At 71.8% G+C, this 13,000-nt stretch carries 8 protein-coding genes, 1 pseudogene and 1 riboswitch; of the genes and pseudogenes, 8 read left to right on the forward strand and 1 reads right to left on the reverse strand.

The features are described from left to right. The 7 genes and pseudogenes from E1281_RS29535 to E1281_RS29565 form a co-directional block, all read left to right on the forward strand. A pseudogene (locus tag E1281_RS29535) lies at positions 1-1,362 on the forward strand (chromosome partitioning protein); the annotation flags it as partial. Positions 1,363-1,495: 133 nt separating this feature from the next. Continuing rightward, the gene (locus E1281_RS29540; protein WP_131882996.1) at positions 1,496-4,003 is read left to right on the forward strand and encodes an ATP-binding protein; all 2,508 of its coding nucleotides are present in this window, start codon (positions 1,496-1,498) and stop codon (positions 4,001-4,003) included. Further along, positions 4,000-6,558, forward strand: a complete 2,559-nt coding sequence (locus tag E1281_RS29545; protein ID WP_131882997.1) for a type IV secretion system protein — start codon at positions 4,000-4,002, stop codon at positions 6,556-6,558. Before E1281_RS29540 ends, E1281_RS29545 begins: the two co-directional genes overlap by 4 nt. Before the next feature lie 42 nt (positions 6,559-6,600). Beyond that, positions 6,601-7,233 carry a hypothetical protein gene (locus tag E1281_RS29550; RefSeq protein ID WP_131882998.1) on the forward strand — a complete coding sequence of 211 codons (633 nt, stop codon included), beginning with the start codon at positions 6,601-6,603 and terminating at the stop codon, positions 7,231-7,233. Beyond that, complete coding sequence (locus E1281_RS29555) at positions 7,230-8,285, forward strand: NlpC/P60 family protein (protein WP_131882999.1); 1,056 nt, start codon at positions 7,230-7,232, stop codon at positions 8,283-8,285. The genes E1281_RS29550 and E1281_RS29555 overlap by 4 nt, the downstream gene beginning before the upstream one ends. Positions 8,286-8,393: 108 nt before the next feature. Then, the gene (locus tag E1281_RS29560) at positions 8,394-9,155 is read left to right on the forward strand and encodes a Mut7-C RNAse domain-containing protein (protein WP_347813318.1); all 762 of its coding nucleotides are present in this window, start codon (positions 8,394-8,396) and stop codon (positions 9,153-9,155) included. Next, complete coding sequence (locus E1281_RS29565) at positions 9,152-9,538, forward strand: (deoxy)nucleoside triphosphate pyrophosphohydrolase (protein ID WP_131883002.1); 387 nt, start codon at positions 9,152-9,154, stop codon at positions 9,536-9,538. The genes E1281_RS29560 and E1281_RS29565 overlap by 4 nt, the downstream gene beginning before the upstream one ends. Positions 9,539-9,600: 62 nt before the next feature. On the opposite strand, the gene E1281_RS29570 is transcribed toward E1281_RS29565, so the two are convergent. Beyond that, positions 9,601-10,617, reverse strand: coding sequence for a C40 family peptidase (locus E1281_RS29570; RefSeq protein WP_243717535.1), 1,017 nt, complete (start codon positions 10,615-10,617; stop codon positions 9,601-9,603). A gap of 7 nt (positions 10,618-10,624) precedes the next feature. Further along, positions 10,625-10,759, reverse strand: a riboswitch (cyclic di-AMP (ydaO/yuaA leader). Between the two features lie 201 nt (positions 10,760-10,960). Between E1281_RS29570 and typA the strand changes: the two genes are divergently transcribed. Continuing rightward, a complete protein-coding gene (typA, locus tag E1281_RS29575; RefSeq protein ID WP_131883001.1) occupies positions 10,961-12,814 on the forward strand; it encodes a translational GTPase TypA in 1,854 nt (617 codons plus the stop codon). Positions 12,815-13,000: the final 186 nt, after the last annotated feature.

A 13,000-nucleotide genomic window follows, 5' to 3' on the forward strand; every position in this document is an offset into this window, starting at 1 on the left:
GATCGGAAGGTCGCCGGGGAGCGGAAGCCGGAGCGCGGGGTTTCGCCTGCGGCGGCTGGAGGGGCCGCCGGGGAGCCGGGTGTGCGGGAGACGCGGCGGGATGTGCCGCGGCCCTGGGCGCCGCCGCAGCGGGAGGCCGGACGGCCGCCGGCGACGCGGCCGGACATCCCCATGGTGCCCGGAGCCTTCGGGGCGCGGCAGGGGGAGACGGCCGAGCCGCCGCACGCCGAGGTGCCTCGGATGGAGGCGCCGCGGCCGTGGTCGGAGGGGCTGTCCAAGCCGCAGCGTCCCGAGCCGGAGGGGACCGCGTGGCCCGCCGCTGCGGAGGCGGGGCCCGCCCCGGTCGAGCAGGTTCCGGAGGAGGAGGCGCCGCCGCGGGACGTCCGGTCGCAGCCGGCGTCGCCCGTGCGGCCGCGGCCGCTGCCGCCACCGCCGGCGCCGCCGCCGTCCGGTCCGGCGATCACGCCGCCCGATCCCGAGCACGAGGTCAGCGGCGGCGGACTGCGGCGGCTGTTCCACGCCGTCGGCGGCGGGCACGGTGACGTCGACGCCGACTACCAGCAGCGCCTGCAGCAGCCGTTCCACGGGACACGGCACGTCGTCGTGCTCGGGTGCACCGGGGGCGCTGGGCAGACCGTGACCGCGCTGATGCTCGGGCACACGTTCGCGCAGCACAACGGGGAGCCGGTCGTCGCCATCGACGTGAACCCCGGGCCGGGCGCGCTGGCGCGGCGGACGCGCAGCGACACGAACGAGACGCTGACCGGGCTCATCACGCGCGCCGACCAGGTCGGCAGCCTGACCGCGATGCGCCGGTACACCTCGCAGGCCAAGTCGGGCCTCGACGTGATCGCCGCGGGCAAGAACCCGCTGCAGGCGCTCGACGACCGTGACTACGCCCTGGCGATCCGCACCATCGACAAGTTCTACTCGGTGACGATGCTGGACGCGGCGGCCGCGGTGGTCGCGCGGGTCCTGCCGTACGCCGACCAGATCGTGCTCGTCGCGCCGGCCAGCGCCGACGCGCCGCGCGCGGTCGCGATGACGTTCGAGTGGCTGGACGGTCACGGCTACGAGGAGCTGCGGTCCCGCGCCGTGACGGTCATCAACGGGGTGAGCCGGCGCAGCATGGACGACGTCGAGCAGGCCGAGGCCGTGGCCCGGGGGCGTTGCCGGGCGCTGGTGCGCATTCCGTGGGATGATCACCTGAGCATGGACCGCGCCCCGCGCAACGAGCTGAAGTCGTTGCGGACGCCGACGCGGCGTGCCTATCTTGCCCTCGCCGGCGTGGTCGCCGGTGGTTTCAGCGTCATGCCCGAGCGTTACCAGGAGCTTCAGCAGGAGCAGGAGGCCACCCGATGAGCGCCCCTCGCGGGCATCGAGCGGAGACCGGGACGGACCTGGCGTTGCTGGCGGGCGCGCCTCATCCGGATGACCGCCCGGACGGGAAACACTCTCCCCGGCAACCCAGCGCGGTCGCCGGTGTACCGGGACAATGCGGTGCGGGGGTGAGCGTGTGAGCAAGTCCAGTCGGCTGGCGGTGCGGTACTTCGACGACCGCGTGCTGTTCACGGACGCCTCGGCTTGGGCGTACTTCCGGTTGCCCACGGTGTCTTACGAGTTCACCACCGGGGAGGAGCGCGAGGCGCTCGCCACGAACATCACCATCGCCCTCGCGGGCATCCGCATGCAGGACGCCGAGGTCCACCTGCGGATCGCGCACCGGACGTACCCGGCGGCGGACTGGGCGCTGTCGCTGGACCGGACGTCCGACGCCGGGCCCGGGTGGCGGGAGTACCTGGAGGAGACCTACGCGCACGTGTGGGCCAAAGACTTCTGGACCAAGGAGGTCTACCTCGGGGTCCGGCTCGGTCAGCGCGGCATGGGCGCGCATCTGTCAGGCGGTGTGCTGTCGCAGCTCATGAGCTTCTACAAGCGCAGCGAGAACGTCCTCGGCGTCCACGACGACGCGATCGACAAGAAGGAGATCGCGCGCTGGACCGAGCAGGCCGAGCGGGTCGGGCGCGCACTCGGCGGGTCGGCCCTGTACGCCAGGCACGCGACCTCCACCGAGGTGGCGTGGCTGTTCCAGCACGCGGTGACGGGGTCGCTGGCCGATCCGCCGCCGTCCGCCGTCCAGCGCAGGACGTGGGGCAAGGGCGAGATCGAGTCGCTCGTCGAGGGCGCCATCCACAACGGGCGCTCGTACCTGAAGGTGGAGCAGCCGAACTACACCGGTGCGGGCGGCGGCGCCACCGCCGAGTCGTACGTCGCGTACCTGTCGTTCGCGCGGTTCCCCGACATGATGCCGTTCCCGGACGGCGAGCCGTGGCTGCACTACGCCGACGCCCTCGCGTTCCCCGTGGAGATCAGCGCGCGGATGAAGCTGATCCCGCCGGCGAAGGCGTCCAAGGACGTCTCGCGGAAGCTGGCGCACGCCCGGGACATGGACCAGCACATCCGGGAGGCGGGCGCGGAGGCGCCGATCGCGCTCGCGGAGCAGATCGACGCGGCGCGGATGCTGGAGCACGGCATCGCCAAGGAGCGGCTGCCGTTCGTGTACGGGTGGCACCGGCTGATCGTGTCCGCGCCCACCGAGGACCTGCTCGGCCAGCGGGTGGACGCGGTCGTGGAGCACTACCGCGACATCGGCATCGACGTGGTCAACTCGACCGGCGACCAGTTCTCGCTGTTCCTCGAATCGCTGCCCGGCGACCAGATCCGGCTGAACGCCTACGCGCAGCGCCAGCCGCTGCGGACGATCTCGGGCGGGATGCCGATCGCGACGGTCGATCTGGGCGACCGCCCGGACGAGAACGACGAGGGCTGGATCGGCCCCTACATCGGCGAGACGCTCGGCCGGGCCCGCGCCATCGTGCACTTCGACCCGCTCGTCGCCGCGGCCCGGAACCGCCCGACCGCCGTGGCGATCACCGGCGAGCCCGGCGGCGGGAAGACCACGCTCGCGCTGCTGCTGATCTACCAGATGGCGCTGCGCGGGGTGACGATCGCGGCGATCGACCCGAAGGGCGACGCCGAGACTCTGGTGGAGCTGCTCAAGGCGCGGGGCCGCAAGGCGCGGATCCTCCCGCTGGGGTCGGCGGCGCCGGGCCTGCTCGACCCGTTCTCGTTCGGCGACGACCTCGCGACCAAGAAGATGATGGCGACCGAGACGCTGCGGCTGCTGCTGCCGCGGATGTCGGAGGAGCGCGAGTCCGCGATGATCCAGGCGGTCACCGCGGTCGCGAACGCGGAGAAGCCCTCGCTCGGACGCGTCGTCGACCGTCTCGAAGGCACCGACGATCCGGCGTCCAAGAACCTCGGCGCGGTGCTGCGCTCGATGTCGGAGATGCATCTCGCGCGGCTGTGCTTCGACCCGTCCGGCGGCGACCGCATCGACACCGAGGGCTGGACGACCGTGTTCACGCTCGGCGGCCTGACCCTGCCGGACGTCACGATCCTGCGGGAGGACTACTCCTACGAGCAGCGGCTCTCGGTGGCGCTGATGTACCTGGTGTCGCAGTTCGCGCGGCGGCTCATGCACGGCCTCGACCGGCGGCTCCCCAAGGCGATCTTCCTCGACGAGGCGTGGGCCATCACCTCGACCCCCGAGGGCGCCAAGCTGATCCCCGAGGTCTCGCGGATGGGGCGGTCCCGCAACACCGCGCTGATCCTGGTCTCCCAGAACGCGGGCGACCTGCTGAACGAGCAGGTGACCAACTGCCTGTCGTCGGTGTTCTCCTTCCGTTCCAGCGAACGTGTCGAGGTCGGCAACGTGATGTCGCTGCTCGGCGTGGAGGCGTCCGACGAGCACATGGCCGTGCTGCGCAACCTCGGCAACGGCGAATGCATCTTCCGCGATCTCGACGGCCGAGCGGGGCGCATCGGCGTCGACCTGATCTCCGAGGAACTGCAGCGTTGGCTGGACACCAACCCGACCCGGTCCCGTCCGGGCTCCGAACTCACCGTGGCGGGGGCCGAGGTCGAGGAGGTCACTGGATGATGGGCTTCCGGCAGCCGGCCGCGCGCCTCCAGCGCTCGCCCGGCGAAGGGCTCGACCGCGCGGTTCTCGCCTCCCGGCCCCGCCGAAGCGACCGCCCCCGGCCCCGTCGCCGGGGCCGCCGCCGCTCGGCGGTCCTGCTGGCCATGATGGCGCTGATCATGCTGGGGCCGCTGTCCCCGGCGTCGGCGTCGATTCCGAGGCCGGACGTCCTGTCACCGAACGATATCTGCAGCCCGGCGGCGAATCCGGCCCCCGAGCAGTACGGTTCGGGGACGGACGACATGATCAAGCCGCCGAACTATCCGGACGAGGATCTGCGGAAGACGCCGGTCGAGAACCTGACCTACTACGACCGTTACGGCATGGCCGGGCAGTACTGGTACGCGGTCGACATGGGCTGCACGGACGCGATGGCGATGATGGGCAACTCCGTCGCCAACACCGTGTTCACGCTCGTCCGGGCGATCGACCGGACCACGATCAGCGTCTACCAGTCGGCCGCGTCCCCGTCGCTGCTCGACTGGCTGAAGGACACCGTCGACGGCGTCATCAGCAACATGGGGGAGACGTTCAACGCGCGCTACTGGTCCTGGGTGGTCATCCTCGGGGCGATGTGGCTGGCCTGGTGGGGCCTGGTGCGCAAGCGTGCGAGCAAGGTCACCGAGGGCGTGATCTGGATGGTCGTCGCCATGGTGGCGCTGGTCTGGCTGATCGCGCGGCCCTCGGACTTCACCACGCTCGGTACGCAGACGTCGGAGGCGACGAGCGCCGCGTTCGACGCCGCGTTGCCGGAGAGCGGCACGGCGGGCGGGGTGTGCATCCCGAAACCCGAAGGCGAACCGGATCCGGCGGCGTCGAAGGACATGGACGAGACGGCCCGGAACGCGAACCGGCTGTGGGTGGCGCTGGTCTGCAAGCCGTGGCTGCAGGGCCAGTTCGGCACCACCGATCCCAACGCCGCGATCGTCAAGCAGAACGCCGACAAGCTGCTCTGGTCTCAGGCGGTCGACCTGCCGGAGACGCACGGTTCCAACAACGAGCCCGACCTCGATAGGAAGGCCGACGCCTACAAGGACGTCGCCGCGAACATCAAGGAGGAGCATCCCGCGGCGTATCCGCTCTTCCAGGGCAAGAACTGGGGGAACCGGCTGGCGATCGCGTTCGGCGGGCTGTTCGCGGCGCTCATCGCGGGAATCCTCATCATGGTCATCGCGATCGCGCTGATCGTGGTGAAGATCGCGTTCCTCCTTCTGCTGGTGGCGGGGCCGATCTTCCTCGGGATCGGGATCCATCCGGGCATCGGACGGGTGATCGCCATGCGCTGGCTGGAGCTGCTGCTGTCCATGCTGCTCAAACAGGCGGCGCTGATCGGTGTGCTGTCGCTCCTGTTGTGGGCGTATGGGCTGATCCTCAGTGAGACCCTGCCGTGGGGGCTGCAGATCCTGCTCATCGCGCTCGTGACGGGCGCGGCGTTCGTCTACCGAAGACCGTTCCAGCATCTGTTCTCCGCCGTGGGCTACGGCGCCGTGGGAGCGCGGGAGAAGAGCGAGACATCGCTCAACAGGTCGATCTCCGAGGCGCGCCGGAGCACGCTGGCGGCCGCGACGGCGGTACCGACCGGGGCCGGAGTCGGGTTCGCCCGATGGGCCAGGCGCGAGGCGACCTCCGAGGCCGTCGCCCCGGCGACGCAGGCCGACGGCACGCCCGGGACCACGATCGCGGCCGACAGGCGGGGGTCGGGCACGGGCGACGGCCCCTCGCCGGAGGACGCGCCGGTGCTCGCCGCCAAGCCGCGCGGCGGGGGCGGCACGGCGGCGCAGCAGGGACGTTCCCGGAAGGGCGCCCCTCCGCTGAACCTGCCGTCCCGCGCGCTCGGCGACCGGCGCCTGGACGGAGCCGCGGCGGGTGCCGCGGACGGTGCCGCCGGCGGTACGGCGGGCGGTGTCGCGGGCGGGGTGGCCGGAGCGAGAGCGGGCGGCGGGAAGAAGTCGTCCGGCGGGGGCTCCGGTACGGGCAGCGCACGCCCGACCTCGTGGACGGGACGCGGCGGAACCGGCGGCGGTGTCACCGGCGGCGGCAGAGGCGGTGGCGGCTCCGGCGGCAACGGCGGCTCGGGCGGTTCCGGTGGCCGAGGTGGCGGTTCCGGTGGCTCGGGCGGTGGCTCGGGCGGCGGCTCGGGCGGTGGTTCCGGGGGCAACGGCTCAGGGAACGGCGCCCGCGGCGGAGGCGGCGGCTGGTTCGGCGGCAGCGGACGTTCGTCCGGTCCCGGCGACCGCGGCCGTGGACGCGCGGGCGGCGGTTCCGGCGGCGGCTCGGGCGGTTCCGGTGGTGGATCCGGCAGAGGGTCCGGCGGCGGTTCCGGCCGCGGTTCCGGAGGGGACGTCCCCAGGCCGCGCGGCGGCGCGGGCGGTGCTCCGGGGTCCCGGCCGCAGCGCGACCGGGAGCAGCAGCCCCCGCCGCTGTGGGGCAGGCGCAGTTCGCAGGAGGCCCCGCCGATCCCGTTCTGGCTGCGTCCACCGGAGCGCCCGCCGGGCGAGGGGGAGCGGGACGAGTGAGCCGCACCCAGCAGGCCTCCCAGGGATGAAGAAGATCCAGCGATGAACCTGAACGACCGCCAGCGCAAGCTTCTCTTCGGAGGACTCGTGGTGGTGCTCGCCGCCATCGGCGTCTACCTGACGATCGCCGCGCCCGGTGGCGAGCCGGACCGCCCCGACGCCCGCCCGGAGGGCGCGCCCGCCACGTCCGCCCCGGCGTCCCCGCCGCCGGGGATCGAGGGCACGATCGACCCCGGCGAGTTCGACATCTACCGCCTGCTGCCGTTCAACCGGGAGGAGTTCGCCAACGCGGGCGACCTGGCACGCCGGTTCGTCGCCGCCTACGGGACCTACCGCTTCGACGAGCCGCCCCAGACCTACACGGGACGCCTCTCGGGCCTGGTCACCGAGGAGCTGATGGGACAGCTCGAACGGGACGCGGCGACGCCCGGGATCCTGGAGGAGAGGCGCCGGGAGCAGGTCGTCGCGGAGAGCACGGCGACGCTCGACCAGGTGCGCAACATCGAGGCGAACTCGATCGTCTTCGTGGTGTCGGGCCGGCAGAAGGTCACCGAGGGCGGCGGCGAGAGCAGCGAGAGCAAGCGGTACGCGGTGACCGTGGCGCGGGAGGGCGGCTCACTGAGGGTGTACGCCTTCCAGCCGGCGGACGTGGGGCAGGCGGGTGATACGGGGTGACCGCCCGCCGACTCCTGTTCGCCGGGGCGCTCGGCGTCGCCGCGGTGCTCTTCGCCGGTCTGGTCTTCATTCCGATCCTGCTGGGCGGCGGCCAGCTGATGTTCAGGAGCGCGGCCAACTGCGTGGACGTCTCGAAGGCCGGGGCCCAGCCGGAGGCCGCCGACGACGCGCAGGCCATCCCCGCGAACTACCTCACCCTCTACAAGGAGGCGGGCGAGAAGTACGGCATCCCGTGGAACGTGCTGGCCGCCGTCGGCAAGGTCGAGACCGACCACGGCAGGTCGAACCTGCCCGGTGTGGGCAGCGGCGAGAACTACGCGGGCGCTGGCGGCCCCATGCAGTTCCTCGCCGCGACGTTCAAGGCGTTCGCGGTGGACGGCAACAAGGACGGCCGCAAGGACCGCTACGACCCGGAGGACGCGATCCCGTCCGCGGCCAACTACCTCAAGCACTCCGGCGCCCCGGACCGGATGCGGAGCGCGATCTTCGCCTACAACCATTCCTGGGACTACGTGAACCTCGTCCTGGACTGGGCGAAGCGGTACGTGGGCGGCGACTTCCAGGTCGTCCAGTCGAACGGCGTCGAGTGCGAGGACAACGAGCTCCCCGCCAACGTCGGCGAGGTCGTGCAGAAGATCATCAAGTTCGCGATGGCGCAGCGCGGCAAGCCCTACGTGTTCGGTGCGAACGGCCCGGACGCGTGGGACTGCTCCAGCCTCCTCCAGGCCGCCTACCGGCAGGTCGGGCTGGACATCCCGCGCACGACCTTCGAGCAGTGGCCGTTCGGAGTGAAGATCGACAAGGGCAAGGAGCGACCTGGCGACCTGGTGTTCTTCAACTCCGGGCCGGGGACGTCGCCGAACAACCCCGGCCATGTCGGGATGGTGATCGCCGACAACAAGATGATCGTGGCGAGCTGCTCGACGTGCGTCCCGGCGATCGGGGTGAAGCCCTACAAGCGCTCCGACTGGACGGGCGTGACGCGGCCCCTCGCGCGCCCCGACTTCCAGAAGAAGGTCGGCGAACTGGCCGCCGGCCGGTCGGGCGACTGACCCCCGGCCACCGGAAGCGCGCCGGCGGCACTCGGCGCCCGTCCCCGGGCGCCGGCGCGGCCCGAAAATGCGGTGGGACATTCCGGGGCGCGTGGCATGCTGATCGGCGTGGAGCCCGAGATAACGATCCGAGTCGCCGACGAACTCCTGATGTTCCTGCCGGCCGCGCGGCGGGAGCGCGTGAGCCGCGTCCCCCACGACGGGACCTCGACGCTGGGCCACCTCGTGGAGTCGCTCGGGGTGCCGTTGCCCGAGGCGGGACCGATGACGGTCGGGGGCGAGGCTGCGGGCCCCTCGGCCCGTCCGGACGCCGGAGCCGACGTGCACGTGGCGGCGGTGCCGCGCCCGCAGCGCGTCCCGCTGGAGCCGGGCCAGACCGCCCCCCGCTTCGTCCTGGACGTCCACCTGGGCACGCTGGCGCGCCGGATGCGCCTGCTCGGCCTCGACACCGCCTACCACAACGACATGGACGACCCGGCGCTGGTCGTCCAGGCCAACGAGGAGCGCCGCGTCCTGCTCACCCAGGACCGCGGCCTCCTGCGCCGCCGCGCGCTGTGGTTCGGCGCCTACGTCCGGGGCTCCCGCCCGGACGCCCAGCTCCGCGACGTGCTGGACCGTTTCGCGCCCGCCCTGCGTCCGTGGACCCGCTGCACCGCCTGCAACGGCGACCTGATCCCGGTCGACAAGCACGAGGTCGAGGACGACATCGAGGCGGGCACCCGCCGCAGCTACGACGTCTACGGCCGCTGCGGGGACTGCGGCCAGGTGTACTGGCGCGGCGCGCACGGCGACCACCTTGAGAGGATCGTCGAGGACGCCACCCGCCTGGTGGGGTCCGGAAGCGATACCGGGAGGAGTTGGTCCTCATAGATCTCGTGGTGGTGGGCGCCGCGATCATCTCGGACGGCCGCCTGCTGAGTGCCCAGCGGGCCGAGCCGCCGCACATGGCGGGCGGCTGGGAGCTGCCCGGCGGGAAGGTCGACCCCGGTGAGTCCGACGAGGACGCGCTCGTCCGTGAGTGCCATGAGGAACTGGCCGTCAAGATACGGCTGCGGCACCGGGTCGGCGCCGACTGGCGCCTGAGCGAGCGGAGCCTCCTCCGGGTGTGGACGGCCGAGATCCTCGAAGGCGAACCCCGCGCCCTGGAACACCTGGCGCTCCGCTGGCTCTCGCCGCACGAGCTGTACGACGTGGACTGGCTCCCGGGCGATCTCCCCGTCATCGACGTCCTGGCCCGCCAGGGTCTCTCCTAGCCCGGAACGAGAAAATACAAGGGCTTCCCGCCGCGCCGCGGGAAGCCCTCGTACGTCTTTTCTCAGGAGATGCGGTTGGCGCCCGCGTAGTCGGAGCGGTCCGACAGCTTGGAGATCTTCACCACATCGCCGGTCTGCGGGGCGTGGACGTACTTGCCGTCACTGAGGTAGATGCCCATGTGGTGGAGGCTGCCGCCGAAGTAGACCAGGTCACCGGACCGGAGCTGGCCGCGCGACACCTTGGTGCCCTCGCCGTACAGGGCGCCGGTGTAGTGCGGCAGGCCGGGCTTGCCGACCTGGCCGTAGGCCCAGACGACGAGCCCTGAGCAGTCGAAGCTGTTGGGGCCGGAGGCGGCCCATACGTAGGGCGAGCCGAGCTTGCTGAGCGCCTTGCGGGCCATGTCGGCCGGCAGCCCCGATCCCTTCACGGTGGCGCGGAGGCCGCTGCGGGGGTCGCTGACGCGCGTGGTGGTGAGCTTGTCCAGCCGCTTCATCACCTCGGCGACCTTTTTCCTGGCCGTCTCGCGGGCCTTCTTGGCCGCCTCGGTCGCCTTCTCGACCTGGGCGGTCTTGGCCTCCGCGTTGCGCTGCGCGGACTCGGCCGCCTCGATCTGCTTCTGCAGCGCCTGGATGGCGATGGTCTGGCTCTGGGTGAGGTAGGCGCGTTCGGACAGGCCCTCCGGGGAGCCCTCGGCGCCGAAGATCAGATCGGGTGTCCCGGCCATGTAGTTCGCCGCGGCGAGCCGCCCGAGCTGCTCGCGGGCCGGGATGGCCTGGGCGCGCAGCGTCGCCGCCTGCCGGGCGGCGGCCTGCTCGGCCTTCTTGGCGTTGCCCAGGTCCACGCGGGTCTTGTTGTACTTCTCGGTGAGGATCTCGGCCTCTTCGTTCAGCTTGTCGAGGCTCTTGCGCAGCCCCTCCTCCGTCGTCGGCATGGGCGTCGGGGAGGCCGCCGAGGCGGCGAGCCGGAACGGCGACGAGGCATGGGCGGCGACGGGCGCGGTGGTGCCGAGGCCGATCAGGAGCATCGTGGCCGTGGCGGCGGGCGTGATGCGCCGCCACCTGCGGGGTGCCGGTGCCAAGCCGGTGTTCTCCTCTCCTCGCGCGCCTGCCGGGTTAGCTGACGGGTTCGGGCCAGGAGCCGCCCTACGACTCGCGTCGATTCACCCCAGGGACGTGGGTCCCCGGCTCTCCCGTACGCGGGAGATTCGGCGCACCGGCCGCAGTCCCCGGGACGGGACTCCGGACGACCGGATCTCGGGCAGATTACAAAGAACGTGCAAAGTTGGCGAATCGGGGTCCCTGTGACCGATGGTGCGAGCGCTACACGGGACGGACAGGGCGGGGTGCGGGCGCGGGCAAGTAGAATAGAAGGCGCCGCGCGTCTGCGGCGATCCCCGAACTCTCACCCAAGGCGAGCCCCGCATGCCCATTTCCACGCGCGACGACCTCCGGAACGTCGCGATCGTCGCCCACGTCGACCACGGAAAGACGACGCTGGTCGACGCCATGCTCTGGCAGTCCGGGGCCTTCCGCGAGAACCAGACCGTCGACGACCGGGTGATGGACTCCGACGACCTGGAGCGCGAGAAGGGGATCACGATCCTCGCCAAGAACACCGCCGTCCGGCACAACGGGCTGACGATCAACATCATCGACACCCCCGGACACGCCGACTTCGGCGGGGAGGTGGAGCGCGGGCTGTCCATGGTGGACGGCGTCGTCCTGCTGGTGGACGCCAGCGAGGGCCCGCTCCCGCAGACCCGGTTCGTGCTGCGCAAGGCGCTCGCCGCCCGGCTCCCGGTGATCCTGGTCGTGAACAAGACCGACCGTCCCGACGCCCGCATCGCCGAGGTCGTGGACGAGACCTACGAGCTGTTCATGGACCTCGACGCCGACGAGGACCAGATCGACTTCCCGATCGTGTACGCGTCGGGACGCGCCGGCCGGGCCTCGCTGGACCAGCCCGCCGACGGCACCATGCCCGGCAGCGAGGACCTGGAGCCGCTGTTCACGGTCATCAGCGAGACGATCCCGGCGCCGTCCTACGACCCGGACGTCCCGCTGCGGGCGCACGTCACGAACCTGGACGCCTCCAGCTACCTCGGCCGTATCGCGCTGTGCCGGGTGCACGCGGGGACGATCAAGAAGGGCCAGCAGGTCGCCTGGTGCCGCCGCGACGGCAGCGTCGAGCGGGTGAAGATCACCGAGCTGCTGATGACGGAGGCGCTCACCCGCAAGCCCGCCGAGGAGGCGGGGCCGGGCGACATCATCGCGATCGCCGGCATCCCCGACATCATGATCGGCGACACCATCGCCGATCCCGACGACCCGCGCCCGCTGCCGCTGATCACCGTGGACGAGCCGGCGATCTCCATGACGATCGGCACCAACACCGGGCCGATGGCCGGACGCGAGAAGGGCACCAAGGTCACCGCCCGGATGGTCAAGGACCGGCTCGACCGGGAACTGGTCGGCAACGTGTCGATCAGGGTGCTGCCGACCGAGCGTCCGGACGCGTGGGAGGTGCAGGGACGCGGTGAGCTGGCGCTGGCGATCCTCGTCGAGAACATGCGCCGCGAGGGCTACGAGCTGACCGTCGGCAAGCCGCAGGTGGTCGCCAAGGTCGTCGACGGCAAGAAGCACGAGCCGGTCGAGCGCCTCACCGTCGACATCCCCGAGGAGCACCTCGGCGCCGTCACGCAGCTGCTCGCGATCCGCAAGGGCCGCATGGAGCAGATGACGAACCACGGCACCGGCTGGATCCGGATGGAGTTCCTGGTCCCGGCGCGCGCCCTGATCGGGTTCCGCACCGAGTTCCTGACCGAGACCCGCGGCACCGGCATGCTGCACCACGTGTTCGAGGAGTACGAGCCCTGGTTCGGCGAGCTGCGCACCCGTCCGTCCGGGTCCCTGGTCGCCGACCGCTCCGGCGCCGCCACCGCGTACGCGATCACCAACCTCCAGGACCGCGGCACGTTCTTCGTCGGGCCGACGACCGAGGTGTACGAGGGCATGATCGTCGGGGAGAACGCCCGGGCCGACGACATGGATGTCAACATCACCAAGGAGAAGAAGCTCACGAACATGCGGTCGTCCACCGGTGACGAGCTGGAGCGGCTCACGCCGCCGCGGCTGCTGTCGCTGGAGGAGGCGCTGGAGTTCTGCCGCGAGGACGAGTGCGTCGAGGTCACCCCGGCCGCCGTGCGCATCCGCAAGGTCGTCCTGGACGCCAAGGAGCGCGAGCGCACGCGCGCCCGCACCAAGCGCGCCGGCTGAGGCTTCGCGCCTGCCGATCGCACGCGCCTGCCGATCGCACGCGCCTGCCGATCGCACGCGCCTGCCGATCGCACGCGCCTGCCGATCGCACGCGCCTGCCGAACGCACGCGCCTGCCGAACGCACGCGCCTGCCGAACGCACAAGGCCAGCCGAACGCTAAAGGGCGGCCCCGCGGTTCCCGGAAC

The organism is Actinomadura sp. KC345, from assembly GCF_004348515.1.
Classification (GTDB): Bacteria; Actinomycetota; Actinomycetes; order Streptosporangiales; family Streptosporangiaceae; genus Spirillospora.

Coding starts and splice junctions, on each gene's coding strand:
- E1281_RS29540 (WP_131882996.1), top strand. CDS start 1,496: ATGCGGTGCGGGGGTGAGCGTGTGAGCAAGTCCAGTCGGCTGGCGGTG.
- E1281_RS29545 (WP_131882997.1), top strand. CDS start 4,000: ATGATGGGCTTCCGGCAGCCGGCCGCGCGCCTCCAGCGCTCGCCCGGC.
- E1281_RS29550 (WP_131882998.1), top strand. CDS start 6,601: ATGAACCTGAACGACCGCCAGCGCAAGCTTCTCTTCGGAGGACTCGTG.
- typA (WP_131883001.1), top strand. CDS start 10,961: ATGCCCATTTCCACGCGCGACGACCTCCGGAACGTCGCGATCGTCGCC.